This window comes from Streptomyces sp. NPDC048671, from assembly GCF_055587045.1.
Genome location: NZ_JBVJHB010000013.1, coordinates 154,810 through 178,851, shown reverse-complemented (window position 1 = coordinate 178,851; position 24,042 = coordinate 154,810). Strand labels below are relative to the sequence as shown.

Below are 24,042 nucleotides of genomic sequence, written 5' to 3'. Positions count from 1 at the left end.
CCAAAAACCGAGCAGGTCAGAGAGGCTTTGTCAGCCGGTCTGACCTGCTCGGTAGGCATGTGTCCAGAAGCTGGCGGCCCGCTCGGGGCAGTCGCTAGTTCTTCTGGATCTGGTCGAAGCTGAGCTCGACCGGCGTCTCGCGGCCGAAGATCTCGACGAGACCCTTGACCTTCTTCGAGTCGGCGTTGATCTCGTTGATCGTCGCCTGGAGGGTCGCGAACGGACCGTCGGTGACGGTGACGGAGTCGCCCACCTCGAAGTCCAGCACCTGGACCTCGACCTTGCGGGACGGAGCCGGCTTGCCCTCGGCCTCCGCGGCCTCACGGGCGGCCTTCTCCTCGGCCTCCGGAGCCAGCATCTTGACGATCTCGTCCAGGGTCAGCGGGTACGGGTCGTAGGCGTTGCCCACGAAGCCGGTGACACCGGGAGTGTTGCGGACGACGCCCCAGGACTCGTTCGTCAGGTCCATGCGCACCAGGACGTAACCCGGGAGCTTGTTCTGACGGACGTTCTTGCGCTCGCCGTTCTTGATCTGGACGATTTCCTCCTCAGGCACCTCGGCCTGATAGATGAACTCCTCCACGTTCAGCGAGACGGCGCGCTGCTCCAGGTTGGCCTTCACACGCTTCTCGTAACCGGCGTATGTGTGGATGACGTACCACTCGCCCGGCAGGGTGCGCAGTTCCTCGCGCAGGGCCGTGACGGTGTCGACGGGGGCGGCCGGCTCGGCCTCTTCCTCGTCCGCCTCGTCGGCGGCTTCCTCGGCCTCGGCCTCTTCGTCGTCCGCGGCGGCCTCGGCCTCGGCGGTCTCTTCGTCGGCGCTCTCGGCCTCGGTGTCACCGGCGTCGGCCGCTGCGGCCTCGTCGGCGCTCTCGGAGTGCACTGCGGCCTGCTCGGCGGGCTCGCCCGCGGCCTCGTCGGCAGCTTCGGCCTGGTCCGGCTCCACAGCGTCCGCCGCCTCGACGATGTCGAGCTCGTCCTCGGCGGACTCGAAGGCGCCCGCCGTCGGCTCGACGGCGTCGTTCAGGTTCGGGTCAGACACGGTGGCTGCTTCTTCCTGGATACAAATGGGTGGAACATGCGAAAGGGGCGCCCATGAGGCGCCCTCCGCGGGATCAGCCGAAGACGTACTTGATGACCCGCTGGAACCCGAAGTCAATCACGGTCACAAGACCAATCATGACGACTACGAACACAATCACCACTGAGGTGTATGTCGTCAGCTGGTTGCGGGTCGGCCAGACAACCTTGCGGAGCTCGGCCACGATCTGGCGGTAGAAGAGCGCGAGACGGCCCAGAGGGCCCTTCTTGCCGCGCTTGCCGCCCTTCCGGGTCTTCTTCTTCGACTCGGGGACTTCATCCTCGGCATCAGGCATGTCGATGGAGCCCACGGCGTCCGTCACGCTTCTCACCTGATTCCGGGTCATGGCCGTGCCGCGCCCGGTGGAGCCGCACGGCGATGCATTTAAGTACGTACATGCGCACACATCCCGGCGAAGGAGTGTGTAGCAGGGCCGGAGGGAATTGAACCCCCAACCGCTGGTTTTGGAGACCAGTGCTCTACCAATTGAGCTACGACCCTTTGTGGTTTCCACCAACCTACCGCATGCTCCCGGATGTCCCGAGTGCAGGAACGGCGCGGCTGGTGAAGGCCAACGACAGGTGAGTGTACGTGCTCAGCGGCCCGGCGTCGAACAGATAGCTCCCGACCGCTCCTGTCCGATGCTGTGCGGTTGTTTGTCCTCATGCTGTCCGAGTGCTGTCCGGTCCCTGAAACCCCTGTGCCGACAAGGAATACGGTCTGGGAGCATGGGGGGCATGAGCGCTGCTACTTCTCCCTCCGAGCGCCGGGTCTCCGCCCGCATCGGTGCGATCTCCGAGTCCGCCACCCTCGCCGTCGACGCCAAGGCCAAGGCCCTCAAGGCCGCCGGCCGTCCGGTGATCGGCTTCGGTGCCGGCGAGCCCGACTTCCCGACCCCCGGCTACATCGTCGACGCCGCGGTCGAGGCCTGCCGCAACCCGAAGTACCACCGCTACACCCCGGCCGGCGGGCTCCCCGAGCTCAAGGCCGCCATCGCAGAGAAGACGCTGCGCGACTCCGGCTACGAGGTGGACGCCTCCCAGATCCTGGTGACCAACGGCGGCAAGCAGGCCATCTACGAGGCCTTCGCCGCGATCCTCGACCCGGGCGACGAGGTCATCGTCCCGGCTCCGTACTGGACCACCTACCCCGAGTCGATCCGCCTCGCCGGCGGTGTCCCGGTGGAGGTCGTCGCGGACGAGACCACCGGCTACCGGGTCTCCGTGGAGCAGCTGGAGGCGGCCCGTACCGAGCGTACGAAGGTCGTCCTGTTCGTCTCCCCGTCGAACCCGACCGGCGCGGTCTACAGCGAGGCCGACGCCGAGGCGATCGGCCACTGGGCCGTCGAGCACGGCCTGTGGGTGCTGACCGACGAGATCTACGAGCACCTGGTCTACGGCGACGCGAAGTTCACCTCGCTGCCGGCGATCGTGCCCGAGCTGCGCGACAAGTGCATCGTGGTCAACGGTGTCGCCAAGACGTACGCGATGACCGGCTGGCGCGTGGGGTGGATCGTCGGCCCCAAGGACGTGGTGAAGGCCGCGACCAACCTGCAGTCGCACGCCACGTCCAACGTCTCCAACGTCGCCCAGATCGCCGCGCTGGCCGCCGTCTCCGGGAACCTGGACGCGGTCGCCGAGATGCGTACCGCCTTCGACCGGCGCCGGCAGACCATCGTGCGGATGCTCAACGAGATCGACGGCGTGCTGTGCCCGGAGCCCGAGGGCGCGTTCTACGCGTATCCCTCGGTGAAGGCGCTGCTCGGCAAGGAGATCCGCGGGAAGCGTCCGGCCACCTCGGTGGAGCTGGCGGCGCTCATCCTGGACGAGGCCGAGGTCGCGGTCGTACCGGGCGAGGCCTTCGGTACGCCGGGCTACCTGCGCCTCTCCTACGCGCTGGGTGACGACGACCTCGCCGAGGGCGTCTCGCGGCTCCAGAAGCTGCTGGGCGAGGCGAAGGCCTGACACTCCGTGCTGCGCACAAGCGGGTTCCCGGCCGAGCCGGGGACCCGCTTATGCGTTCAGGCAAGCGCTCGTTCGATGAATCCGGCTGCCTGGGCCGAGATCCTTGCGGCAGGATCTTGGAGTGACTCCTCCCCCCTGCGAGACTCCGTTGGGAGCGACAGGGGGCTTCCCAGCCGGCGATGACCGGCCGCATGACGGACAAGCCCTGCCCGACGCCTTCCGGCTCAGAGCGGAGCGTTACAGCTACAGAAGGTGATCGGCCATGGATCGTGATGTAAGGCTGTTGCCCAAGGCCCACCTGCACTTGCATTTCACCGGGTCGATGCGGCCCACGACTCTGCTCGAACTCGCCGACAAGTACGGTGTGCGGCTGCCGGAGGCGCTGACCGGCGGCGAGCCTCCCCGGCTGCGCGCGACGGACGAGCGCGGCTGGTTCCGTTTCCAGCGGCTCTACGACATCGCCAGGTCCTGTCTGCGCTCGCCCGAGGACATCCAGCGGCTGGTGCGCGAGGCCGCCCAGGAGGACGTCGCGGACGGCTCCGGCTGGCTGGAGATCCAGGTCGACCCCACCTCGTACGCGCCCCTGCTCGGCGGGCTCATCCCGGCGATCGAGATCATCCTGGACGCGGTGGACAGCGCGTCGCGCGCGACGGGGCTGCCGATCCGGGTGGTCATCGCGGCGAACCGGATGAAGCACCCGCTGGACGCCAGGACCCTGGCCCGGCTCGCGGTGCGCTACGCCGACCGGGGCGTCGTCGGGTTCGGGCTCTCCAACGACGAGCGGCGCGGCATGGCCCGTGACTTCGACCGGGCCTTCGCCATCGCCAGGGAGGGCGGCCTGCTGGCGGCCCCGCACGGGGGCGAGCTGGCGGGCCCGTCCAGCGTCCGCGACTGCCTGGACGATCTCGACGCGTCCCGGGTCGGGCACGGGGTGCGGGCCGCCGAGGACCCGCGGCTGCTGCGCAGGCTGGCGGAGCGCGGGGTGACCTGCGAGGTGTGCCCCGCGTCGAACGTGGCGCTCGGCGTCTACGAGAAGCCGTCCGACATCCCGCTGCGCACCTTGTTCGAGGCCGGGGTGCCGATGGCGCTCGGCGCGGACGACCCGCTGCTCTTCGGTTCCCGGCTGGCCGCGCAGTACGACCTCGTGCGGCGCCATCACGCCTTCACCGACGAGGAGCTGGCGGAGCTGGCCCGTCAGTCGGTACGGGGTTCGGCGGCGCCGGACGCGGTGCGGGCGGAGCTGCTGGCGGGCGTGGACGGCTGGCTGGCGAAGCCGGCGGGCTGAGCGGCCCCCGGTCCGGCCTGCTCCCCGATCCCCCGCAGCAGCGTGCGGGCCACCGACTCGGCGAACGCGTCGAGGGAGTGGGGCGGCCCGCCGGTCTCCGTGGCCGCGTAGGCGAAGGCCCGCTGGGCGCAGGCCCCCAGCAGCAGGGACGCGGCCGCGTAGGTGTCGGCGTCGGCCCGTACCCGGCCCGCGGACTGCTCCGCGCGCAGATAGGCGTCCACCCCGCGGATCGGCACGTGGGGGCCGGTACCCATCTCCCGCATCGCCGCGTTGTGGCGGTCCCTGAGCCTCGGCTCGGCGTACAGGGACGCCGCGATCGGGAAGCTCTGCTCGTAGAAGAGGGCGGCCTCGCGGGCGATCTCGGTGAGGTTCCGCTCGACCGTCCGTTCCCCCTCGCCCGGATCGGCGATCAGCCGCTTCAGGATTCCGTCGACCTTGGGCAGCCGTTCCTTCAGGACCGCCACGAAGAGCTCCTCCTTACTCGGGAAGTGCTTGTAGAGCGCGGCTTCCGAGCAGCCGGCGGCTTTCGCTATCTCCTTGGTGGTGGCGCGGGCCAGGCCGATGGTGAGCATCAGCCGGTGAGCGGCGTCGATGATGCGGGCGCGGGCCGGTTTCTGCTCCATGTGTACTCCAACGAACCTTGACGAGCGGGTGAGTATTCACTCACTCTAGAGGTGAGTGAATACTTACCCACCCCGGGAAGGTGCGCAATGAGACTCACGGTTTTCGGTGCGACAGGCGGTATCGGTCAGGAGATCGTCCGCCAGGCGGTGGCGGCGGGGCACGAGGTGACGGCGGTGGTGCGCGACCCCGCACGGCTGGCGGTCCCGCTCTCCGACGTGACGGTCCACACGGTGGCCCGGATCGATGACCCGGAGGCGCTGCGCGAGGCGGTCACGGGCCGCGACGCGGTGCTCTCCGGTCTGGGCTCGCGGGGCCGGAAGGCCGGCGGGATCGCCGAGCGGCTGACCCGCGGTGTGCTGGCGGCGATGGAGGCCGAGGGGACGCGGCGGCTGCTCGTGGTGAGCGCGGCCCCGGTCGCGCCGGAGCCCGCCGACGACCCGCTGCTCGACCGGATGATGCTCGGGGCGATCGGCGCGATCCTCAAGGAGGTCTACACGGACCTCACCGCGATGGAGGCCGCGCTCGCGGCCTCCGCGACGGACTGGACGTCCGTACGGCCCCCGAAGCTCACCAACGGCCCGCTGACGGGTACGTACCGGACGGTCTACGGCAGCAACCCGCGCAGCGGCCGGTCCATCTCCCGGGCCGACGTGGCGCACGCGATGCTGGCGCTGATCGACGACCCGGCGGCGGTGAAGCAGGGCGTGGGCGTGGCGTACTGAGCGGCCGGCCCGTGCCGGGTCCGGCTACAGGGTCACGCCCACGGTCACCGGTTCGTTGACCAGCGTGACGCCGAAGGCCTCGTGGACCCCGGCGACGACCTCGCGGGCCAGGGCCAGCAGGTCGTCGGTGCTCGCGGCGCCCCGGTTGGTGAGGGCGAGCGTGTGCTTGGTGGAGATACGGGCCGGGCCGGTGCCGTATCCCTTGGTGAATCCGGCCCGGTCGATGAGCCAGGCCGCCGAGGTCTTGGTGTGTCCCCCGCCCGCGGGGAAGGCGGGGGGCGACACCTCCGGTCCGAGCCGGTCCGCCACCCGGGCGAGGAAGGCCTCGAACTGCTCCCGGTCCAGGATCGGGTTGGTGAAGAACGAGCCGGCCGACCAGGTGTCGTGGTCCTCGGGGTCGAGCACCATGCCCTTGCCGGCCCGGAGCCGGAGCACGGTTTCGCGGGCGGCGGCGGCGGGAACGCGCTCGCCCTCCGCGACGCCCATGGCACGGGCCGTTTCGGGGTACTTCAGGGGCGCGGACAGGCCGCCCGCCTCTTCGAGCCCGAAGCGGACGCGTAGCACCACGAAGCGGTCGGGTTCGGCCTTGAAGCGGCTGTGCCGGTACGAGAAGTCGCACTCGGCGTTCGGAATGGTGACCGTCTCGCGGCTGTGCCGGTCGTAGGCGACGACCTCCGTGATGGTGGACGACACCTCCTGCCCGTACGCCCCGACGTTCTGGATCGGTGTCGCTCCGGCGGAGCCGGGGATGCCGGCCAGGCATTCGAGCCCGGCGAGTCCGGCCTCCACGCTGCGGGCGACGGCGTCCGTCCAGACCTCTCCGGCGGCGAGTTCGAGCGTGGCGCCGTCCAGCACGAAACCCTTGGTGGCGATGCGCAGGGCGGTGCCGTCGAAGCCCTTGTCGCCGATGACCAGGTTGCTGCCGCCGCCGATGACCAGGAGCGGGGTGCCGCTGTCGTCGGCCGCGCGCACGGCCTCGACCACTTCGGCGTCGGTCGTCGCGGTGAGGAGGCGGGTGGCGGGGCCGCCGAGCCGGAAGGTGGTCAGGGGGGCGAGGGGGGCGTCGTGGAGTTCCTGCACGGGGACAAGAGTACGGTCCGCTCCCCCGCCGTCATGGCGCGGCCGCGGACCGTATCGGCGTGACCACTCCTCAGGCGGGTACAGGGACCCGCGCCTCGGCCTGGTCGGGCTCCTGCACCGGGGTGGTGACACGGCGCGGGATCAGCAGGGCGACGAGTGCGGCGAGTGCCACCACTCCGGCGCCGAGCCAGACCGCGGGAACGGTCCCGTCCGTGAAGGACTGCGGGGTGCCGTAACCGCCCTGCGAGGAGAAGACCGTGGCGAGCACGGCGACCCCGAGGGCGCCGCCGACCTCGCGCAGCGCGTTGTTGGCGCCGGAGGCGATGCCCTGTTCGCCGGGGCGGACGCTGGACATCACCAGGCTGGCGGCGGGTGCGAAGTACAGGGCCATTCCGACGCCGCCGACGATCAGTCCGGGCAGCTGCGAGGCGTAGGAGGCGTCGGGGGCCAGCGCCATGGCGAACAGGCCGAGGCCGACGGCCTGGAGGGCGAGCCCGGTCACGACCACCGGGCGGCCGCCGAAGCGGTCGGCGAGCACCCCGGCGATGGGCGCCACCAGCATCGGCATTCCGGTCCAGGGCAGCATCCGCAGACCGGCCTCGGTGGGTGAGTAGCCCAGCACACCCTGGAGGAACTGGCTGAGCAGGAAGATCGAACCGAACATGCCGAGGAACATCAGCAGGCTGGCCATGTTGATCCCGAAGAACGCCCGGTTCCGGAAGAGCCGCATCGGCAGCATCGGGTTCTTGGCGTGGAAGCCGTGGTAGATGAACCCGCCGAGGAGGACGCCACCGGCGATGAGGGAGGTCAGGACGACGGGGTCGGTCCAGCCGTCGGAGTTGGCGTTCACCAGGCCGTAGACGATCCCGAAGAGCCCGCCGCTGACCAGGAGGGTGCCGGGCACGTCGAGCCGGGCGTCCGGGGCGTACGACTCGGCCAGGCGCAGCCGGGCGAGCGGCAGCAGGATCAGGCCGACCGGGACGTTCACCCAGAAGATCCACTGCCAGGAGAGGTGTTCGGTGAGGCTGCCGCCGATCAGCGGCCCGCTGGCCACCGCGAGGCCGGTCACAGCGCCGAAGAGGCCCAGCGCGGCGCCCCGGCGGGCGGGCGGCACCGCCGCCGTGAGCAGGGTGAGGGTGAGCGGCATCATGATCGCCGCGCCCACGCCCTGGACCGCGCGGAAGGCGATCAGTTCGTTGATCCCGGGCGAGAGGGCGGCCGCGGCGGAGGCGGCGGTGAAGACGGAGAGTCCGACGCTGAAGAGTCTGCGTCTGCCGAACCGGTCACCGAGGGAGGCGCCGAACATCAGCAGGACGGCGAAGGTGAGGGTGTACGCGTTCACCGTCCATTCCAGCTCTTCCAGCTCGCCGCCGAGGCTTTCGCGGATGGAGGGCAGGGCGGTGGTGACGACGAGGTTGTCGAGGGCGGCCATGAAGCTGGCGACGCTGGTGATGACGAGGGCCCAGACCGCTCCCGAGCGGCCTTTCGTTTGCTGGGTCACTGCTCCCCCTGAGGGTTAGTTATTGATTACTAACTTTTCTGGGCAGAAAATCGGGCCGAACACGGGGTTCACCCTGTTCAGGCCCTCGGCCTGGCGGATTCGTAGAACCCGGACCAGATCCGGTGACCGGCCGGATAGCCAAGTGAGGTCAGGGTGTTGATGAGCATCCCGTACGCGAGAAACGAGGTCGCCTCGTCGACATCGACGCCGAGCGCGAGGGAGATGTCGTCGAACATCTCCAGCCAGCCGGCCCGCAACGACTCACCGAACTCGTGGTCGCCCGCGGCCTCCGCCGCCGCGACGGCCGCGTACATCTGCATCTGCATCAGCAGCTGGTCGGGGTCGTCGATGATCAGACGCTGATACGCGGCGCCCATGGCCCGCAGCGCCTCATCGCCCTCGAGCCCGTCGGCGGCCTCGGCGAAGACCTGGCGGGTGTCCACCAGGCACCGCTCGGCGGCGGCGAGGAACATGGCCTGCTTATTGGGGAAGAGCCGGAAGAGGTAGGGCTGCGAGACGCCCACACGTCTGGCGATCACTTCGGTGGATGTCGCGCTGTACCCGCCGCGGGCGAACTCGGTGATCGCCGCCCGGATGACGCTTTCGCGCCGCTCGTCTGCACTCATCCTTACCATGCGGGCTAAGTTAGTACTCAATCACTAACTTAACAACCGGCATGGCACGGACGCTCATGCGCAAGGGGCACGGCCCCCAGCTTGATCTTTGACCTCAAGGCTAAAGAACAAGCTGGGACCGTGCCCCTTACGACACCCGGCTCCGGACGGCGTCAGCCGAGCTGGACCACGGCGCGGGACATGCCCAGCACCTTCTTGTCGTCACTCATCGCCGTCAGGTCGACCCGCACCCGCTTGTCGTCCAGCAGGGCGGCCACCTTGCCGCTGACCTCGATGAGGGCACCCTTGTCGTCATTGGGCACGACGACCGGCCTGGTGAACCGCACCCCGTACTCGACGACCGCACCGGGGTCGCCGGTCCAGTCCGTGACCACCCGGATCGCCTCGGCCATCGTGAACATGCCGTGCGCGATCACGTCCGGCAGTCCGACCTCGCGGGCGAACTTCTCGTTCCAGTGGATCGGGTTGAAGTCTCCGGAGGCGCCCGCGTACTGCACCAGCGTCGCCCGGGTGACCGGGAACGACTGCGCCGGCAGCTCCGTACCGACCTCGACCGACCCGTAATTCACCTTCGCCGTCATCACGCCTCCTCGGCGGCACGCGCCACCAGCTTCGTCCACGCCGTCACGACATGCTCGCCGGACTCGTCGTGGACCTCGCCGCGGACGTCCAGGATGTCGTTGCCCGCCATGGACTTGACCGCCTCGATGGTCGACGTGACCGTCAGCCGGTCCCCCGCCCGCACCGGGCGGACGTAGGCGAACTTCTGGTCACCGTGCACCACCCGGCTGTAGTCCAGGCCCAGCTGCGGGTCCCGCACGACCTGCCCCGCGGCCTTGAAGGTGATCGAGAACACGAATGTCGGCGGCGCGATCACATCGCTGTGACCGAGCGCCCTGGCCGCCTCGGGGTCGACGTACGCGGGATTGGTGTCGCCGACCGCCTCGGCGAACTCCCGGATCTTCTCCCGGCCGACCTCGTAGGGCGTGGTGGGCGGATAGGTCCGCCCGACGAAGGACTGGTCGAGCGCCATGAGCTCGCAACCTCCTGATGAAAGACGAATGGGCCGAAGTACAGCCCTATACAACGACACGAGGCCGCCCCCAACGGGGACGGCCTCGTGTACGAGCCTGATTCAGCGCGTTTCGCGGTGCGCGGTGTGCGAGTTGCAGCGCGGGCAATGCTTCTTCATCTCAAGACGGTCCGGGTTGTTACGCCGGTTCTTCTTGGTGATGTAGTTCCGCTCCTTGCACTCCACGCAGGCCAGCGTGATCTTCGGGCGGACGTCGGTGGCAGCCACGTGAGTGCTCCTTGGACGGACGGTGGACGGATGAACGCAAAAAAAGAGTAGCCGATCGGAGGACCGACCCCACAATCGGCTACTGTTAGTAGCGGTGACCGGACTTGAACCGGTGACACAGCGATTATGAGCCGCTTGCTCTACCGACTGAGCTACACCGCTTTGATGATGAGTCTCCCCGCCGAAGCGGGGGTTCCCGATCACCAGAGCCCCAATGCGGAATCGAACCGCAGACCTTCTCCTTACCATGGAGACGCTCTACCGACTGAGCTATTGGGGCGAGCGATGAAGACATTACACGCTCGGTCGCCGATCGCCCAAATCCGTTTCGAAGCCCCATCCCGAGCCCTCGATCGGCGCCGCTCCGAACCCTTGATCAGCCGCTCGTCCGGCGCTTGATCAGCGGTTCGACAGCCACCGGACCACCTCCCGCCCCATGCGTCCGCTCCGGCCCCACGCACCCCACCGGACGACACCGGTACGACTATTCAGCTCCTCCTCGAACCCGACACATCACACCCCTAGGCTCGACTCACTCTGCGTAATCCTGTCCCCTTCCCTGGAGCGCGATGCCCGACAGCCGGCCGCGGCCGCCAGACGACCACGCCGCCGACGCCGCCAACGGCCGGGAGAGCTCCGCGCTGACGCTCTGCGGCGCCCGTCTCACCGACGGCCGCATCGTGGACGTACGGCTCGGAGGCGGCCGCATCGAGGCCGTCGGCACCGCCGGCAGCCTCTCCGCACCCGGCGCCCGCGTCGATCTGCGCGGCCACCTGCTGCTGCCCGCACCCGCCGAGCCGCACGCCCACAGCGACACCGCACTCACCGCCGACGGCGCCGGACCGGGCGCTCCGGGACCGGCCTCGCAACTCCCCGAGGACGTCCAGCGGCGCGCCACCGAGGCCGCGTTGCTGCAACTCGGCCACGGCGCGACCGCGCTCCGCTCGCACGTGCGGATCGGCGGCGTACAGGGCCTCGCCGCCCTCGAAGCCGTCCTCCAGGCACGCCGCTCGCTGCGCGGACTCGCCGATCTGACACCGGTCGCCGTCCCCCGGCTGCTCACCGGCATCGCGGGCGCCGACGGCCTGGCCATGCTCCGCGACGCGGTGAAGATGGGGGCGGGCGCGGTCGGCGGCTGCCCCGACCTCGACCCGGACCCGACGCGATACGCCGAAGCCGTTCTGGAGATCGCCGCCGAGCACGGCTGCCCCGTCGATCTGCACACGGACAGTGACGACCCGGCCCGCCTCGCCCGGCTCGCGGCCATGGCGGGCGGACTGCGGCAAGGGGTCGCCATCGGCCCCTGCGCGGGCCTCTCGCGGCTCCCCCGGGAGGCCGCGGGCCGCGCCGCCGACCAGCTCGCCGCGTCCGGGGTGACGGTGATCTGCCTGCCCCAGGGCGGCTGCTGCGCGGTGGAGCGCCGGGGCACCGCCCCCGTACGGCTGCTGCGGGCGGCCGGGGTGCGGGTCGCGGCGGGCAGCGGGGCGCTGCGGGACCTCGCCAACCCGGTCGGCCGGGGCGACCCGCTGGAGGCCGCCTTCCTGCTGGCCTCGCAGAACGGGCTGCGGCCCGAGCACGCCTACGAGGCGGTGTCCGCGGAGGCCAGGCGTGCGATGGGGCTGCCCGAGGTGCGGATCGAGGCGGGCTTCCCGGCCGAACTGCTCGCCGTGCGCGGCGAACAGCTCTCCGGGGTGCTCTCACTGGCGTACAGCCGGATCGTGGTGCACCGCGGCCGGGTGGTGGCCCGGACCAGCGCGGTACGCGAGTACTGCGACTCGGAGACGGGCGGCGGGCCCGGACTCCCCCGCCAGGGACGGCCGGAATCCGGTCCCGGCGGCGGGCCCTGAGCGCGCAGCGGCGCTCTCCGGCGTACGGTCGTGACCATGCGCATTGTCATCGCAGGTGGACATGGTCAGATCGCGCTGCGGCTGGAGCGACTGCTCGCCGCACGCGGGGACGAGGCGGCGGGCATCATCCGGGATCCCGGACAGAGTGCCGCCCTCCGGGCGATCGGCGCCGAACCGGTGGTCCTGGACCTCGAATCGGCCACCGAGAAGGAGACCGCGGAGGTGCTGAGCGGCGCCGACGCGGTGGTCTTCGCGGCGGGCGCGGGTCCCAACAGCGGCAAGGACCGCAAGGACACGGTGGACCGCGGGGCCGCGGTGCTCTTCGCGGACGCGGCGCAGCGGGCGGGGGTGCGGCGCTACATCGTGGTCTCGGCCATGGGCGCCGACCCCGACCACCCCGGCGACGAGGTCTTCGACGCGTATCTGCGGGCCAAGGGTGCGGCGGACGCGTACGTGCGCTCCAGGACGGCGCTCGACTGGACGATCCTGCGCCCCGGAATGCTGACCAACGACGCGGGCACCGGTCAGGTGCTGCTCGCCGCGTCGACCGGCCGCGGCCCGGTGCCGCGTGACGACGTGGCGGCGGCGATCATGGAGCTGCTGGACACCCCGGCGACGGCGGGCCTGACGCTGGAGCTGATCTCGGGCAACGTACCGGTGATGGTCGCGGTGAAGGACGTCGCGGGGAACTGACGCGGGCGCCGGGGGCGGCGGATCCGCGGCCCCCGGCAGCGGCCCCCGTCAGCGGCCCTCGTCAGCCACCTCCGTCAGCAGCCTCTGTCAGCCGCCCGGTGCCGGACGTACGGTGATGCCGTGCCGCTCCAGCAGGGCGGCGGTGACCCCGTCGCCCTCGCGCAGCTCGCCGGCGAACGTACCGTCATAAACCCTGCCGCGCCCGCACGAAGGGCTGCGGGCCATCAGCAGCGCCTCGGTGCAGCCGGTCCTCCGCGCCGCCTCCAGCGCCCGCCCCGCGCCGTCCAGGAACGCCTCGGTCACGTCGTGCCCGGTGTCGTCCACGACGCGGGCACGGCCGTCCAGCACGTCGTGGCCGTCGCCGCCGACGATCTCGGCGGGGCGGCGGGGCGTGGGCAGCCCGGCGGCGACCTCGGGGCAGAAGGACACGGGCCGGCGGTCGCCGATGGCCGCGGCCATCTCCGGTGCGGCCTTGCCCCGGCCGTCGAAGCGGCAGGGCACCCCTTGGAGACAGGCACTGACCAGCACGGATTCCATGTTCACGCCCTTCGCGACGGCACAACAGAGAAGGCCCCCGTCCGAGGACGAGGGCCTTGCTTTGTGGCGGCGCCAGGGTTCGAACCTGGGTAGGCTGAGCCGGCAGATTTACAGTCTGCTCCCTTTGGCCACTCGGGCACACCGCCAAGGGATGCTGCCGTGAGACCCGTCTCTCGACGGCGCTCTGTGGCAACGACGTAAACGATACCTGATGCCCAGGGGTGCTACGCCACTGGATTGACCAGCGGCCCGGACGGGCGCGGGTGGCTAGGCTTTGGTGGGCGGCGTGGGGCCAGCGGGCCCCGCGGCCGCCCCGTAGACATCCCGTTTTCCAGCACCCCCGATACAAGGAGCCACACGTCATGGCCGACTCCAGTTTCGACATCGTCTCGAAGGTCGAGCGGCAGGAGGTCGACAACGCCCTCAACCAGGCCGCCAAGGAGATCTCGCAGCGTTACGACTTCAAGGGCACCGGCGCCTCGATCTCCTGGTCCGGCGAGAAGATCCTCATGGAGGCCAGCGGCGAGGAGCGGGTCAAGGCGATCCTCGACATCTTCCAGTCCAAGCTGATCAAGCGCGGCATCTCACTGAAGTCGCTGGACGTGGGCGAGCCCCAGCTGTCCGGCAAGGAGTACAAGCTCTTCGCCACCATCGAGGAGGGCATCTCCCAGGAGAACGCCAAGAAGGTCGCGAAGGTCATTCGCGACGAGGGCCCCAAGGGCGTCAAGGCGCTGGTCCAGGGTGACGAGCTGCGGGTCAGCTCGAAGAGCCGGGACGACCTTCAGGCCGTTCAGGCGCTGCTGAAGGGCCAGGACTTCGACTTCGCCGTGCAGTTCGCGAACTACCGATAGGACGCGGCGGTCCGGGCGCGGAGCGCAATACGCTGTTCCGCGCCCGGACGCCATGTCCGAATACCGCCGGTCGCGGCGGTGCGGGCGAAGCAGACTGGTCCGTGGCGGCCGATGATCCGGCTGCCGGCCGGACGAGGAGAGGGACGAGCCATGACCATGTACGCGACGGTCGACAGCCCGCTGGGCGAACTGCTGCTGGTCGGCGAGAAGGCCGCGGGACCGGCCGGCGACGGGGTCGCGCTCGTCTCGCTCTCCCTGCCGGGCCAGAAGGGCGCGGCGGTCGTCCAGGACGGCTGGAGCCGCGAGCCCGGGGCCTTCGCGGGAATCACCGCGCAGCTTCGGGAGTACTTCGAGGGCCGGCGGACCCGCTTCGACATCGTCCTCGCGGACGGCCGGGGCACCGAGTTCCAGCGCCGGGTGTGGGCCGCGCTGGATGACGTCCCCTACGGGGAGACGGTGTCGTACGGGCAGATCGCCGAGCGGGTCGGTGCCTCCGGGGCGGGGGTACGGGCCGTGGGCACGGCGATCGGGCGCAATCCGCTGCTGGTCGTACGGCCGTGTCACCGGGTGATCGGCTCGGACGGGGCGCTGCGCGGCTACGCGGGCGGCCTGGAGCGCAAGGAGCGGCTTCTGGGGCTTGAGGGCGCCCTGGCGGTGAGCTGATGAACGGGCTCTTCCCCAGGCCGCGGGCACAGGTCGCGCCGGGGGCCGTGCACATCCCCGACTGGCTGTCCGCGGAGCGGCAGCGGGAGTTGGTGACGGCGTGCCGGGAGTGGGCGCGCGGGCCCGTGCCGCTGCGGCACGCGGCGTTGCCGGGCGGCGGGGTGATGTCCGTACGGAGTGTGTGCCTGGGCTGGCACTGGCAGCCGTACCGGTACTCGCGTACGGCGGACGACGTGAACGGCGCGCCGGTCGCCCCGTTTCCGGAGTGGCTCGGGGAGCTGGGGCGGGCGGCTGTGATGGCGGCGTACGGGCCGGAGAGCCCTGTGGGGACGTACGCGCCGGACACCGCGCTGATCAACTTCTATGACGACGCGGCGCGCATGGGCATGCATCAGGACAAGGAGGAGCGGTCCGGTGCGCCCGTGGTGTCGCTGAGTATCGGTGACACCTGTGTCTTCCGCTTCGGGAACACGGAGAACAGGGGAAGGCCCTTCACGGACGTGGAGCTGGCCTCGGGGGATCTGTTCGTCTTCGGCGGGCCGTCGCGTTTCGCGTTCCACGGGGTGCCGAGGATCCGCCCGGGTACGGCCGGTCCCGCGACAGGCATGAGCGGTGGTCGGCTCAATCTGACCCTGCGCGAGACCGGGCTGGACGTCTGAGTAACGGGTGCGCCTCAGCGGCGTTCTCGGGAGTTCCCGAAGAACAGGCGGTAGATGATCAGCAGGACCAGCGATCCGCCGATGGCCGAGATCCAGGTCCCTGTGTCGAAGAAGTCCTTGGAGATCGGGCGGTCAAGGAACTTCGACGATATCCAGCCTCCCAGGAAGGCACCGACGATCCCGGTCAGGGTGGTGCCCACGAGGCCGCCGGGGTCGCGGCCCGGCAGCAGAATCTTGGCGATGACGCCGGCTATCAGTCCGAGAATGATCCAGCCAATAATGCTCATGCGTGCGAACCTACCCGTCACTCGGTCTTGGAATCCAAGACGTTCGTGAGGGTCGGCCGGTTGCGGTCCGCGGCGCGCGAACCGCATGTCTCGGGTTGTCCTGTTTGCCGCCCGCGGTGGCTTCTACCAGCCGGCGAACTGCTCGTCGGTGCTGACGATCTCCTTGCCGAAGGGCATCAGCGATACGGGGATCAGCTTGAAGTTCGCGATGCCCAGGGGGATGCCGATGATCGTGATGCACAGGGCGATTCCCGTGGTGATGTGCCCCAGCGCCAGCCACCAGCCGGCGAGGACCAGCCAGAGGACGTTGCCCACGCAGGAGGGCGCGCCCGCGTCCCGGCGGTCGACGACACGGTGGCCGAAGGGCCAGAGGGCGTAGACGCCGATACGGAAGGCCGCGAGGCCGAACGGGATGCCGATGATCGTGATGCACAGCAGGAGGCCCGCGACGAGGTAGCCGAGGAACATCCAGAAGCCGCACAGGACCAGCCAAATGACGTTCAGAATGGTTTTCACGGGCGATGACCTGCCATCTGCTCGAGTCGGGCAATGCGCTCCGCCATCGGCGGATGTGTCGAGAACATCTTGGACACGCCCTGTCCGGGGCGGAAGGGATTCGCGATCATCATGTGGCTCGCGGTCTCGATCCGCGGCTCGGGCGGCAGGGGAAGCTGCTTCGTGCCGGCCTCCAGCTTCCGCAGGGCGCTCGCCAGGGCCAGCGGGTCGCCGGTCAGCCGGGCGCCCGAGGCGTCCGCCTCGTACTCGCGGGACCGGCTGACGGCCAGTTGGATGACGGAGGCGGCGAGCGGGCCCAGGATCATGATCAGCAGCATGCCGAGGATGCCGGGGCCCTCGTCGTCGTTGGAGCGGCCGATCGGGATCAGCCAGGCGAAGTTGACCAGGAACATGATGACGGAGGCGAGGGCTCCGGCGACGGACGAGATCAGGATGTCGCGGTTGTAGACATGGCTGAGCTCGTGGCCGAGGACGCCGCGCAGCTCCCGTTCGTCCAGGATCCGCAGGATGCCCTCGGTGCAGCAGACCGCGGCGTTGCGCGGGTTGCGGCCGGTCGCGAAGGCGTTGGGGGCCTGCGTCGGGGAGATGTAGAGCCGTGGCATGGGCTGGCGGGCGGCGGTGGAGAGCTCACGGACCATGCGGTAGAGCTGGGGCGCCTCGAACTCGCTCACCGGGCGGGCGCGCATGGCGCGCAGTGCCAGCTTGTCGCTGTTCCAGTACGCGTAGGCGTTGGTGCCGACGGCTACCAGGAGCGCGACGATCAGGCCGGTACGTCCGAAGAAGCTGCCGATGAGGATGATGAGTGCGGACAGGCCCCCGAGGAGTACGGCGGTTCTCAGCCCGTTGTGCCGGCGGTGCACGGTACGCCCTCCAGGTGGTGCAAGCAGGGGAACCCTTTGCTTGGTGGGTGCTCCACTCCCCAGTGGAGCTTCCCGTACTGGTCAACGCCAGGCGAGGAGAGCTAGTTCCCTTGTGCTTGCGGTCCGGTCGCGCCCGCGGGACGGGGCCGCTCCGGCTGTTCGTGCCGGAGCGGGCCGTAGACCGTACGGGTGGAGGCGTGTCCCGGGGTCAGCGCTGGACGGGGAGTTTGGCGAGCGCGAGGGCCTCGGGGTCGGGCTCGACGTCGCTGGTGCAGTGGCCGCAGCGGGAGGCGACGGCCGGGATCTCCGTGTAGCAGCGGGGGCAGTCGCGCAGGGCGGCCTTGATGTCGGCCTGCTCCTCGTCCTTCTTGGCCGTGAAGCGGTTCTGGACCTTGGCCATGGGCACGACGACACAGAAGTAGAGGACCGCGGCGGTGATGAGGAAGGCGATCGCGGCGCTGACGAAGAGTCCGTAGGGGAACGTCACGTCGTCGAACTTGAACTCGGCCTTGCTGAAGTCGCCGGTGCCGCGGGTGATGAGGCCGATCAGCGGCACGATGAACGCGTTGCTGAACCCGGTGACGACTGCGGTGAACGCGGCTCCGACGGCGAGGCCGATCGCCATGGAGATCACGTTTCCGCGCAGGATGAATTCCTTGAACCCGTTCAGCACTGCTCTGGCTCCTCTGTGATGTCAACGCGGGGTGCGTCGTGTGCGGGCATGACCTTGCCCTGAGCGGGCTGTCGGGGGCAAGCCGATCTTGAAGCCGTTGGAACAGGTACCGGACAGGTGTCGCAACGGCGGTTAGAACAGGTTGACGGCGGCGAACCTGAGGACGGTCTGCGGGGCGCCCGAGAGGGCGATCCCGGCGATGGCGGTGAGGACGATCGCGGCGGTCAGCGGGGCCGGGGTCCGGTGCCGGGTGGTGGGCCGAGGCTGCTCCGTACCGTCCTGCGCGGGGCCGCGGAACAGGGCGGCGGTCCACTGGAGGTAGTAGTAGAGCGCGATCACGACGTTGACGGCCATGACGACGGCGAGCCAGCCGAGTCCGGCGTCGACGGCCGAGGAGAAGACGGTGACCTTGGCGAAGAGGCCGATGATGCCCGGCGGCAGTCCGGCGAGGCAGAGCAGGAAGAAGCCCATCGCGAGGGCGGCCAGGGGGCGGGTGGCGTAGAGGTTGCGGTAGTCGGCGATGCGGTTGCCGGGGTGGGTACGGGCGACCAGGGCGGCCACCGCGAAGGCGCCGAGGTTCACGACGGCGTACATCAGGGCGTACGCGACGGTGGAGCCGATCTGCCGGTCGCCGGCGTACGCGGCCGCGGCGATCGGCACCAGGAGGTAGCCGGCCTGGGCGACGGACGACCAGGCGAGGAGGCGTACGGCGCTGCGGGCGCGGGTGGCGCTCTGGCGCAGCGCGGCGACGTTGCCGACGGTCATGGTGAGTGCGGCGAGGACGGCGAGGGCGGGGCCCCAGACGTCGGCGTAGGAGGGGAACGCGACCACGGTGACGAGGATGAGGCCGGAGAAGCCGACCGCCTTGCCGACGACCGAGAGGTAGGCGGCGACCGGCAGGGGGGCGCCGACGTAGGTGTCGGGGACCCAGAAGTGGAAGGGCGCGGCGGCCGTCTTGAAGGCGAAGCCGACGAGGGTGAGGGCGACGCCCGCCTGGGCAAGGGTGGTGAGCTGCCCGGGGACGTCGTCGAGGCGGCCGGCGATCTCGGTGAGGTGGAGGGTGCCGGTCGCCGCGTAGACGAAGCTGACGCCGAGGAGCATCACGGCGGTCGCGACGACGGAGGACAGGAAGAACTTCAGCGCGGCCTCGGAGGAGCGCCGGTCGCCGCGCTTGATGCCGACGAGGGCGAACGCGGGCAGCGAGGCGACTTCGAGGGCGACGACGAGGGTGGCGAGGTCGCGGGCGGCGGGCAGCAGTGCGGCGCCCGCGGCGGAGGACAGCAGCAGGAACCAGAACTCGCCGGCCGGGAGCTTGCGGGTGTCGCCGATCGAGAGCAGTGCGGTGAGCAGTGCTCCGCCGAGTACGAGGGCCTGGATGATCAGGGTGAAGTGGTCGGCGGTGTAGCTGCAGACGCGGGTGCCGGTGGTGAGGCAGAAGGTGGAGCGGTCGCCGTCGCGCAGCGGGATGAGGAGGGCGAGGGCGGCGACGAGTCCGGCGACGGCTCCGTAGCCGAGGAGCGGTTTGCGTTCCTGGGGGACGAAGAGGTCGGCGACCAGGATGGCGAGGGCGACGGCCGCGACGGTGACCGGGGGCGCGATGGCGAGCCAGTCGACGGACTGGACGAGGCTGGTGGTGCTCTCGGCCGCTGTGGTCACGACTTGCCTCCTGCGAGGAGCTTCTGCACGGCCGGGTCGGTGAGGCCGAGGAGGACGGCGGGCCACAGGCCGGCCAGGACGGTGAGGGCGGCGAGGGGGGTCCAGGCGGCGAACTCGTGGTGCTGGATGTCGGGGATCCGGTGCGGTTCCTCGCGCTTGGCGCCCATGCAGACGCGGCGCACCAGGATGAGCATGTACGCGGCGGTGAGCAGGGTGCCGAACGCGGCGACGGACATGAAGGTCAGGAAGGCGGGGCGGCTCAGGCCGTCGGCCGGGTCGAAGGCGCCGAACAGGGCGAGCATCTCGCCCCAGAACCCGGCGAGGCCGGGCAGGCCCAGGGAGGCGATCGCGGTGAACGCGAGGAGGCCGCCGAGGCGGGGCGCGCTGCCGTAGAGCGCGGCGCCGGTGGCGCCGGAGAGGGTGTCGAGGTCGGCGGTGCCGTACCGGTCCTTGACCGCGCCGACCAGGAAGAACAGCAGGCCGGTGATGAGGCCGTGGGCGATGTTGGCGAAGAGCGCGCCGTTGACTCCGGTGGGGGTCATGCTCGCGATGCCGAGGAGTACGAAGCCCATGTGGCCGACGGAGGAGTACGCGATCAGGCGTTTCAGGTCGCCCTTGGCGCCGGGCCGGACGAGGGCCAGGCAGGCGAGCGATCCGTAGATGATGCCGGCGACGGCGAAGGCCGCGAGGTAGGGCGCGAAGGTGTGCATGCCGTCGGGGGCGACCGGGAGCAGGATCCGGACGAATCCGTAGGTGCCCATCTTCAGCAGGACGCCCGCGAGCAGCACCGAGCCGACGGTGGGGGCGGCCGTGTGGGCGTCCGGGAGCCAGCTGTGCAGCGGCCACATCGGGGTCTTGACCGCGAGTCCGATCCCGATCGCGAGAACGGCTGTGACCTGCACGGACGAGGTGAGGCCGCGGCCGTTGTCAGTGGCGAGTGCCACCATGTCGAAGGTGCCGCTCTTCAGTCCGATGAGGAGCAGCCCGAGCAGCATGACGACCGAGCCGAGCAGTGTGTAGAGGATGAACTTCCAGGCGGCCGCCTGCTTCTGCGCACCGCCCCAGCGGGCGATGAGGAAGTACATCGGGATGAGCACCATCTCGAACGCCAGGAAGAACAGCAGCAGGTCGAGGACGGCGAAGGTCGCGAGGGTGCCGGACTCCAGGACGAGGATCAGTGCGACGAAGGCCTTCGGGGAGGGGCCCGCGGGCGGTTTGAAGTAGCTGTGGAGCGCGCAGAGGAAGGTCAGCAGCGCGGTCAGTACGAGAAGGGGGAGCGAGATGCCGTCGATGCCGAGATGGATGCGGACGTCGAGCGCCGGGATCCAGCTGATGTCGGTGGTGGCCTGCATCTTCGACGGGTGGTCGTGGTCGAAGCCGAGGGCCAGCACGATCGTGGCGGCGAGGATCACGCCGGTGACGGTCACGCCGTGGCGGAGCACGGCCTGGTCGGGGTTGCGGCCCTTCAGTCCGGGCGGGGCCGGGAGCAGGGCGGCGACGGCTCCGATGAGCGGGGCGACGACGACGAACGCCAGAAGGAACTGCATCACGGATGCGCTGATATCGATCACGGTTCACGACCCGGCGTTGACGTTGGCGAAGACCACGGCGGCGACCGCCAGGACCAGGGAACCGGCGAGCAGTGCGCTGAGGTAGGTCTGCACGTTGCCGGTCTGGGCACGGCGGACGGCGGTGCCGAGCCAGCGTGCGCCGGTGGCGGAGCCGCGTACATAGGTGTCGACGACCTCGCGGTCCAGGAAGCGGACGAGGGTCGCCGCGGCCTGGACGGGGCGGACGAACAGCGCCGCGTACAGGGCGTCCAGGTGGAAGCCGGTGGCCGCGTGGCGGTGGAGCGGGCCGAGCAGCAGCCGGCCGGGGTCGGCCGGGTCGGGGGCGTCACCGGCGCTTCCGTAGGCGGCGGTGTGGCTCTCCATGGCCTCGGCCTCGATGAGCGCGGGTTCCGCTCCGGGGTGGGCGACGACGGAGCCCATGGGGGTCCGGGCGGCCAGTGCCGTGGTGTGGCGCCAGGCCCCGTAGGTGACGAGGCCGCCGACGAGGCCGACGCCGGTGGAGAGGACCGCGGTGGTCAGCGACGGGGTGAGGCGGTGGCCGTCGAACCAGTCGCCGATCACACCGACGGTGAGTCCGAGGGCGATGGTGGGGACGGCCAGGACCCAGAGGACCGAGGTCATGGCGACGGGCTGCCTGCCGTGGTCGGGGGCCTCGGCGCCGCGGCCCCGGAAGGCCAGGAGCCAGAGCCGGGTGGCGTAGGCGGCGGTGAGGACGGCGGCCAGGAGTCCGGCGACGAGGACGGTCCAGCCGGCGGCGGCCGGGGCGACGTGGCGGTCGCCCAGGGCGGTGTGCTCGGCGGCGACGAGGACGGCTTCCTTGGAGAAGAAGCCGGCGAACGGCGGGATGGCGGCCAGCGCGAGGAGCGCGACGGTCATCGTCCAGTAGGCGTCGGGGATGCGCTTGGCCAGGCCGCCCATGCGGGACATGGCGGCCAGTGAGTTGGTGCCGGCGGCGTGGATGACGACGCCCGCGGCGAGGAAGAGGACGGCTTTGAACGCACCGTGCGAGAGGAGGTGGAAGACGGCGGCGCCCCGGTCGCCGACGGCCAGGGCGCCGGACATGTAGCCGAGCTGCCCGATCGTGGAGTAGGCGAGGACGCGCTTGATGTCGTCCTGGGCGAGAGCGGCGAGTCCGGAGCCGATCATCGTGACGGCGGCCATCACGGCGAGGACGACGAGTGCCGCGCCGGAGGCGGCGAAGACGGGGAGCAGCCGGGCCACGAAGTAGATGCCGGCGGCGACCATCGTCGCGGCGTGGATCAGCGCGGACACGGGGGTGGGGCCGGCCATCGCGTCGGGCAGCCAGGTGTGCAGGGGGAACTGCGCGGACTTGCCCGCGACACCGGCGAGGAGGAGCAGCGCGATCACGGTGGGGTGGTCGAGGCCGCCGTTGGCGACGGAGCCCAGGATGCCGGTGATGCGGAAGGTGCCCGTGTCGGCGGCGAGGGCGAACAGGCCGATGAGGAAGGGGACGTCGCCGAGCTTGGTGACCAGGAAGGCCTTGAGGGAGGCGGCGCGGGCCTCGGGCGTCTCCCAGTAGTGGCCGACCAGGAAGTACGAGCAGATGCCCATGATCTCCCAGCCGACCAGGAGCACCATCAGGTCGCCGGAGTAGACGACGAGCAGCATCGCGGAGGTGAAGAGGGAGACGAGGGCCGCGTACGAGGGGTAGCGGGGGTCGTCGCGCAGGTACGCGGTCGAGTAGATCTGCACGCAGCTCGCCACGAGGGCGACGAGGACCGCGACGAGGACCGCGAAGCCGTCGAGGTGCAGGGCGAGGTCGACCGGGACCGAGCCGGTGGGGGTGAGCTGGGTCGCGGCGTCGATGGCCCGGCCGCCGCCCTGGCGGGCCGCGACGACGGCCGCGATGACGAGGGCGGTGAGGGAGGGCAGTACGGCGAGCGGGCGGACGAATCCCGGGGCGCCGCGTCCGAGCAGGAGTCCGGCCGCCGCTCCCAGGAACGGGAGGAGGGGGACGAGGACGGCGAGGGTCGTGGTGGTCACGGGGTGGCCTCTGCCTTCTTTGCCTTCCCTGCCGGAGCAGTGGCCTGGTCTTCGGTGCCGGAGGCGGTGGCTGTGCCGGCGTCGTCGCCGTCGCCGTCGCCGTCGCCGTCGCCGTCCGGGAGTGTCTCGGCCTCGTCGGTCTCGGCGGTGTCGCGGAGGCGGTCGATGTCGGAGCTGCCGCGGTTGCGGTACACGGCGAGGACGATGGCCAGACCGATACCGATCTCCGCCGCCGCGATGGCGATGGTGAACAGGGTGAGGGCCTGGCCGGAGTGCAGGGCGTCGCGGAGCCACACGTCGAAGGCGACCAGGTTGAGGTTTACGGCGTTGAGCATCAGCTCGACGGACATCAGGACCAGGATCGCGTTGCGGCGCGCGAGCACTCCGTAGAGCCCGGTGCAGAAGAGGAGGACGGCGAGCACGGCGGGATAGGCGAGGTGCATCAGCTCTTGCCCTCTCGGTCCTTGCGGGACAGGACGATCGCGCCGACGAGGGCGGCGAGCAGGAGGACGGAGAGCGCCTCGAAGGGGAGCACCCAGTGCCGGAAGAGGAAGGCTCCGGTGGCTTCGGTGGACCCCTGGACCGGCCCGTCCAGCTCGATCCAGGTGGTCCGGAAGGCGTCCACGACGACCCAGACGAGGGTGCCGGCGGCGACGACGGCCACCGCGAGGGCGGCCCGGCGGTTCTCCGAATCGGCGTCCGGGGAACGGCCGATGGGGGCCCTGGTGAGCATCAGGCCGAACAGGAGGAGGACGACGACGGAACCGACGTAGATCAGTACCTGCACCCAGGCGATGAACTCCGCCGTGAGCAGGAGGTATTCGACGGCGAGGCCGCCGAGCGTCACGATCAGCCAGAGGGCCGCGTGCACCAGCTGCCTGGTCGTGACGGTGACGAGCGCCGCGCCGAGGGTGGCGATCCCGACCAGGACGAAGGCGATCTCGATCCCGGTCGGGGAGAGGAAGCCGGGGTGGCTCTCGGTGAGGCTGAACGCGGGTCCGGAGGCGGCGCCCAGGGTGGTGCCGGCCGCAAT

At 70.5% G+C, this 24,042-nt stretch carries 26 protein-coding genes, 4 tRNA genes and 1 pseudogene; 8 read left to right on the top strand and 23 right to left on the bottom strand.

Annotated elements, in window-relative coordinates:
• Positions 1 to 94: 94 nt before the first annotated feature.
• From nusG to ACZ6S6_RS26380, 3 genes are all read right to left on the bottom strand, one after another.
• Positions 95 to 1,042 (bottom strand): transcription termination/antitermination protein NusG, encoded by a 948-nt coding sequence (gene nusG, locus ACZ6S6_RS26390; protein ID WP_362960656.1) that lies wholly within the window; start codon positions 1,040 to 1,042, stop codon positions 95 to 97.
• Positions 1,043 to 1,115: 73 nt separating this feature from the next.
• Positions 1,116 to 1,403, bottom strand: coding sequence for a preprotein translocase subunit SecE (gene secE / locus ACZ6S6_RS26385; protein WP_073732696.1), 288 nt, complete (start codon positions 1,401 to 1,403; stop codon positions 1,116 to 1,118).
• Positions 1,404 to 1,509: 106 nt separating this feature from the next.
• A tRNA-Trp gene (locus ACZ6S6_RS26380) sits at positions 1,510 to 1,582 on the bottom strand.
• Between the two features lie 236 nt (positions 1,583 to 1,818).
• Here ACZ6S6_RS26380 and ACZ6S6_RS26375 point away from each other — a divergent pair.
• Together ACZ6S6_RS26375 and ACZ6S6_RS26370 are read left to right on the top strand one after the other, a co-directional pair.
• The gene (locus tag ACZ6S6_RS26375; RefSeq protein ID WP_362960653.1) at positions 1,819 to 3,045 is read left to right on the top strand and encodes a pyridoxal phosphate-dependent aminotransferase; all 1,227 of its coding nucleotides are present in this window, start codon (positions 1,819 to 1,821) and stop codon (positions 3,043 to 3,045) included.
• Between the two features lie 262 nt (positions 3,046 to 3,307).
• Positions 3,308 to 4,330, top strand: a complete 1,023-nt coding sequence (locus ACZ6S6_RS26370) for an adenosine deaminase (RefSeq protein ID WP_362960650.1) — start codon at positions 3,308 to 3,310, stop codon at positions 4,328 to 4,330.
• Positions 4,331 to 4,356: 26 nt separating this feature from the next.
• Here ACZ6S6_RS26370 and ACZ6S6_RS26365 read toward each other — a convergent pair.
• A pseudogene (locus tag ACZ6S6_RS26365) lies at positions 4,357 to 4,953 on the bottom strand (TetR/AcrR family transcriptional regulator); the annotation flags it as partial.
• Between the two features lie 87 nt (positions 4,954 to 5,040).
• Here ACZ6S6_RS26365 and ACZ6S6_RS26360 point away from each other — a divergent pair.
• Complete coding sequence (locus ACZ6S6_RS26360) at positions 5,041 to 5,676, top strand: NAD(P)-dependent oxidoreductase (protein WP_469707109.1); 636 nt, start codon at positions 5,041 to 5,043, stop codon at positions 5,674 to 5,676.
• A 24-nt stretch (positions 5,677 to 5,700) separates the two neighbouring features.
• Here the strand turns inward: ACZ6S6_RS26360 and ACZ6S6_RS26355 are convergent, their stop codons facing one another.
• From ACZ6S6_RS26355 to ACZ6S6_RS26320, 8 genes are all read right to left on the bottom strand, one after another.
• Entirely contained in the window at positions 5,701 to 6,756 is a 1,056-nt protein-coding gene (locus ACZ6S6_RS26355; RefSeq protein ID WP_469707108.1) for a UDP-N-acetylmuramate dehydrogenase, read from the bottom strand.
• A 70-nt stretch (positions 6,757 to 6,826) separates the two neighbouring features.
• On the bottom strand, positions 6,827 to 8,257 hold the full coding sequence (locus ACZ6S6_RS26350) for an MFS transporter (RefSeq protein WP_469707107.1): 1,431 nt from the start codon (positions 8,255 to 8,257) through the stop codon (positions 6,827 to 6,829).
• 77 nt (positions 8,258 to 8,334) lie between these two features.
• A complete protein-coding gene (locus ACZ6S6_RS26345; RefSeq protein WP_362960640.1) occupies positions 8,335 to 8,883 on the bottom strand; it encodes a TetR/AcrR family transcriptional regulator in 549 nt (182 codons plus the stop codon).
• A 161-nt stretch (positions 8,884 to 9,044) separates the two neighbouring features.
• On the bottom strand, positions 9,045 to 9,473 hold the full coding sequence (locus tag ACZ6S6_RS26340; RefSeq protein WP_362960637.1) for a MaoC family dehydratase: 429 nt from the start codon (positions 9,471 to 9,473) through the stop codon (positions 9,045 to 9,047).
• On the bottom strand, positions 9,473 to 9,925 hold the full coding sequence (locus ACZ6S6_RS26335) for a MaoC family dehydratase N-terminal domain-containing protein (RefSeq protein ID WP_362960634.1): 453 nt from the start codon (positions 9,923 to 9,925) through the stop codon (positions 9,473 to 9,475). Before ACZ6S6_RS26335 ends, ACZ6S6_RS26340 begins: the two co-directional genes overlap by 1 nt.
• Before the next feature lie 102 nt (positions 9,926 to 10,027).
• Positions 10,028 to 10,192 (bottom strand): 50S ribosomal protein L33, encoded by a 165-nt coding sequence (gene rpmG, locus ACZ6S6_RS26330; protein ID WP_003956487.1) that lies wholly within the window; start codon positions 10,190 to 10,192, stop codon positions 10,028 to 10,030.
• Between the two features lie 89 nt (positions 10,193 to 10,281).
• Positions 10,282 to 10,354 (bottom strand) — tRNA-Met (locus ACZ6S6_RS26325).
• A gap of 45 nt (positions 10,355 to 10,399) precedes the next feature.
• Positions 10,400 to 10,472: transfer RNA gene (locus ACZ6S6_RS26320), tRNA-Thr, on the bottom strand.
• Positions 10,473 to 10,761: 289 nt separating this feature from the next.
• On the opposite strand from ACZ6S6_RS26320, the gene ACZ6S6_RS26315 reads away from it, so the two are divergent.
• Together ACZ6S6_RS26315 and ACZ6S6_RS26310 are read left to right on the top strand one after the other, a co-directional pair.
• A complete protein-coding gene (locus tag ACZ6S6_RS26315; RefSeq protein ID WP_469707106.1) occupies positions 10,762 to 12,039 on the top strand; it encodes an amidohydrolase family protein in 1,278 nt (425 codons plus the stop codon).
• A gap of 36 nt (positions 12,040 to 12,075) precedes the next feature.
• Positions 12,076 to 12,732 (top strand): SDR family oxidoreductase, encoded by a 657-nt coding sequence (locus ACZ6S6_RS26310; protein WP_469707105.1) that lies wholly within the window; start codon positions 12,076 to 12,078, stop codon positions 12,730 to 12,732.
• Between the two features lie 87 nt (positions 12,733 to 12,819).
• Here ACZ6S6_RS26310 and ACZ6S6_RS26305 read toward each other — a convergent pair whose 3' ends face one another.
• Positions 12,820 to 13,269, bottom strand: coding sequence for a 2-thiouracil desulfurase family protein (locus ACZ6S6_RS26305; protein ID WP_469707104.1), 450 nt, complete (start codon positions 13,267 to 13,269; stop codon positions 12,820 to 12,822).
• A gap of 64 nt (positions 13,270 to 13,333) precedes the next feature.
• Positions 13,334 to 13,415 (bottom strand) — tRNA-Tyr (locus ACZ6S6_RS26300).
• Positions 13,416 to 13,631: 216 nt separating this feature from the next.
• On the opposite strand from ACZ6S6_RS26300, the gene ACZ6S6_RS26295 reads away from it, so the two are divergent.
• The 3 genes from ACZ6S6_RS26295 (at position 13,632) to ACZ6S6_RS26285 (ending at position 15,442) form a co-directional block, all read left to right on the top strand.
• The gene (locus ACZ6S6_RS26295) at positions 13,632 to 14,120 is read left to right on the top strand and encodes a YajQ family cyclic di-GMP-binding protein (protein ID WP_362960624.1); all 489 of its coding nucleotides are present in this window, start codon (positions 13,632 to 13,634) and stop codon (positions 14,118 to 14,120) included.
• Between the two features lie 150 nt (positions 14,121 to 14,270).
• The gene (locus ACZ6S6_RS26290; protein WP_362960621.1) at positions 14,271 to 14,783 is read left to right on the top strand and encodes a methylated-DNA--[protein]-cysteine S-methyltransferase; all 513 of its coding nucleotides are present in this window, start codon (positions 14,271 to 14,273) and stop codon (positions 14,781 to 14,783) included.
• Positions 14,783 to 15,442 carry an alpha-ketoglutarate-dependent dioxygenase AlkB family protein gene (locus ACZ6S6_RS26285; protein WP_362960618.1) on the top strand — a complete coding sequence of 220 codons (660 nt, stop codon included), beginning with the start codon at positions 14,783 to 14,785 and terminating at the stop codon, positions 15,440 to 15,442. Before ACZ6S6_RS26290 ends, ACZ6S6_RS26285 begins: the two co-directional genes overlap by 1 nt.
• A 14-nt stretch (positions 15,443 to 15,456) precedes the next feature.
• On the opposite strand, the gene ACZ6S6_RS26280 is transcribed toward ACZ6S6_RS26285, so the two are convergent.
• The 9 genes from ACZ6S6_RS26280 to ACZ6S6_RS26240 form a co-directional block, all read right to left on the bottom strand.
• Positions 15,457 to 15,729: a GlsB/YeaQ/YmgE family stress response membrane protein gene (locus ACZ6S6_RS26280; protein ID WP_362960615.1), complete on the bottom strand. Its 273-nt coding sequence runs from the start codon at positions 15,727 to 15,729 to the stop codon at positions 15,457 to 15,459.
• A 123-nt stretch (positions 15,730 to 15,852) separates the two neighbouring features.
• The gene (locus ACZ6S6_RS26275) at positions 15,853 to 16,245 is read right to left on the bottom strand and encodes a YccF domain-containing protein (protein ID WP_362960613.1); all 393 of its coding nucleotides are present in this window, start codon (positions 16,243 to 16,245) and stop codon (positions 15,853 to 15,855) included.
• Positions 16,242 to 17,105 (bottom strand): zinc metalloprotease HtpX, encoded by an 864-nt coding sequence (gene htpX / locus ACZ6S6_RS26270; protein ID WP_362960610.1) that lies wholly within the window; start codon positions 17,103 to 17,105, stop codon positions 16,242 to 16,244. Before htpX ends, ACZ6S6_RS26275 begins: the two co-directional genes overlap by 4 nt.
• 208 nt (positions 17,106 to 17,313) lie before the next feature.
• Positions 17,314 to 17,778, bottom strand: a complete 465-nt coding sequence (gene mscL / locus ACZ6S6_RS26265; RefSeq protein WP_362960607.1) for a large conductance mechanosensitive channel protein MscL — start codon at positions 17,776 to 17,778, stop codon at positions 17,314 to 17,316.
• Between the two features lie 132 nt (positions 17,779 to 17,910).
• Positions 17,911 to 19,434 carry an NADH-quinone oxidoreductase subunit N gene (locus tag ACZ6S6_RS26260; protein ID WP_469707103.1) on the bottom strand — a complete coding sequence of 508 codons (1,524 nt, stop codon included), beginning with the start codon at positions 19,432 to 19,434 and terminating at the stop codon, positions 17,911 to 17,913.
• The gene (locus tag ACZ6S6_RS26255; protein ID WP_469707150.1) at positions 19,431 to 20,981 is read right to left on the bottom strand and encodes a complex I subunit 4 family protein; all 1,551 of its coding nucleotides are present in this window, start codon (positions 20,979 to 20,981) and stop codon (positions 19,431 to 19,433) included. The genes ACZ6S6_RS26260 and ACZ6S6_RS26255 overlap by 4 nt, the downstream gene beginning before the upstream one ends.
• Before the next feature lie 27 nt (positions 20,982 to 21,008).
• Entirely contained in the window at positions 21,009 to 23,009 is a 2,001-nt protein-coding gene (locus ACZ6S6_RS26250) for an NADH-quinone oxidoreductase subunit 5 family protein (RefSeq protein WP_469707102.1), read from the bottom strand.
• Positions 23,006 to 23,452: an NADH-quinone oxidoreductase subunit NuoK gene (nuoK, locus tag ACZ6S6_RS26245; RefSeq protein WP_469707101.1), complete on the bottom strand. Its 447-nt coding sequence runs from the start codon at positions 23,450 to 23,452 to the stop codon at positions 23,006 to 23,008. The genes ACZ6S6_RS26250 and nuoK overlap by 4 nt, the downstream gene beginning before the upstream one ends.
• Positions 23,452 to 24,042, bottom strand: coding sequence for an NADH-quinone oxidoreductase subunit J family protein (locus ACZ6S6_RS26240; protein ID WP_469707149.1), 591 nt, complete (start codon positions 24,040 to 24,042; stop codon positions 23,452 to 23,454). The genes nuoK and ACZ6S6_RS26240 overlap by 1 nt, the downstream gene beginning before the upstream one ends.